Raw genomic sequence first — 1,660 nt, forward strand, 5'->3', positions numbered from 1 at the left:
CGGCGTCTTGGCGGCAAAGAAAATATAAAAGTAAACGTAAGAATCATAGCTGCCACCAACAAGGATTTGGAAAAGGATGTTTTCCCGTCATCAAGAAAAATCAGTCCGCGTCTGACCGTTCCGTCAATATCCACAGGTATGTCATTAAAACCAGCACGCTCAGGACTCTTTAATACATAGGGCAGTGGTACGGAGATATGTTGGGCATCTCCAAATTTGGTAATTGCAATGATATTATCATGTTCGCTAAATATCCTTTGCAACTCATTCTCTCCGGGAGGTACCGGTATGTCTCTGTATATGTCAAGCCCTACGACAGTTGGTTGATATTTAAGAATGTTTTTTAACATCAATGCCATCGTCATGTCATTCATCGGCCACATACGGAGCTTTTGTATGTCGGACTCTGTAGCTTCTACAATTACTACTCTGTCATCGGGCTCTGATTCTTTAAGACTATACTTCAAAGAACGGTCATATAAGAAAAGCTCAAATCTTTCAATAAATCCAAGCTCTCTTGACAGGATAGAAAGTAGTGAGACAACTACCGTTAGGGCAAAGCATATAAAATATTTTGAACTGATAAGTTTTTTTGAATATTGCATAGTGCGCACTTAGCGGCAAGAGAGGACACTACCCTCTTGGATTTTTGGCGATAGTCTCATCGACAGCCTCGTAAATCTTGTCATTGAGGACGTCGTAACCGGAAAGTTTACCGTAGAAAACAGCTCCTGTGTCTATCACAACCGCATGTTTGTACTTAGTCACCTTCTTGTGAGGAGTGTGGCCTACAATAATGTTTTTACCTTTATAAATGGCATAGTTTCGCTCCCACAGCAACGACTTGGGAGTTGCTGTGGTAATTGTATCTCCTATTGGAATGCCGCCGTGGACAAAAATGGCTTCAACAATCTCATGGTAAGGTTCCAGAGTTTCCACAAAAGGGAGCAGGGCACTCTGAGCATTTTCATAACTGCCGTAACTCTGAATAGTACTGATTCCACCGTTTATGAACCATAACTGCACCTGATTTGTCGTTCTGTGCTTAAAGGCTTCAAACGCTAAAAATTCATGGTTACCGGCTAATAGTACCACCTGTTGCGGATATTTTTTCTTAAGCTCTGCTATGTAGCTGACAACTTTCATGCTGTCCGGGCCTCTGTCTATGTAGTCCCCTATGAATATAAGCTTGTCATTTTCAGGATCAAAAACTATCTTTTTTTCTACCAGCGCCACTGTAACCTCAAAGCAGCCGTGAATGTCACCTATAGCTATTTGACGTTTAAACTCCATCCCATATGTTATAACAAATACCCTGATATTTTGCAATCAGGATTTCTACTTGTAATACCAAGTAGCCTCCGAATCGTCTAATACGTAAGCGTCAAATTAACCCCACCCTCTAAAAAATAAGTAGAGGTGTCATACTTGAGGATGTCGAGGAGCTTGTGACGAAGTCAACAAAGTTAGACAAATGAATTAGAATTGGAATAACTGCCGGCACATACGGCACAGCGACTGAGTTTACACTTGCGAAGCAGCAACTGTTTCAAACGACTTTCATTATTAAAGAGGGTGTAAATAAAAGTGCAATAGCGAGAAAACTACAGCGGTATAACTACTTAATAACCTTTTCTTTCCTGAGAACGTCTTTTATCTT

General features: G+C 40.8%; 2 protein-coding genes and 1 pseudogene. 1 reads left to right on the plus strand and 2 read right to left on the minus strand.

Annotated features, from left to right (window positions below; translation table 11 throughout):
- The first annotated feature begins 24 nt into the window (after window positions 1–24).
- Window positions 25–180 (plus strand): hypothetical protein, encoded by a 156-nt coding sequence (locus H7844_15890; GenBank protein ID MEO5358761.1) that lies wholly within the window; start codon window positions 25–27, stop codon window positions 178–180.
- Here H7844_15890 and H7844_15895 read toward each other — a convergent pair.
- Together H7844_15895 and H7844_15900 are read right to left on the minus strand one after the other, a co-directional pair.
- A pseudogene (locus H7844_15895) lies at window positions 111–605 on the minus strand (CHASE2 domain-containing protein). The gene H7844_15890 and the pseudogene H7844_15895 overlap by 70 nt on opposite strands.
- A gap of 28 nt (window positions 606–633) precedes the next feature.
- Window positions 634–1,329 (minus strand): serine/threonine protein phosphatase, encoded by a 696-nt coding sequence (locus tag H7844_15900; GenBank protein ID MEO5358762.1) that lies wholly within the window; start codon window positions 1,327–1,329, stop codon window positions 634–636.
- Between the last annotated feature and the right edge of the window lie 331 nt (window positions 1,330–1,660).

This window comes from Nitrospirae bacterium YQR-1, assembly GCA_039908095.1.
Lineage (GTDB): Bacteria > Nitrospirota > Thermodesulfovibrionia > Thermodesulfovibrionales > Magnetobacteriaceae > Magnetomonas.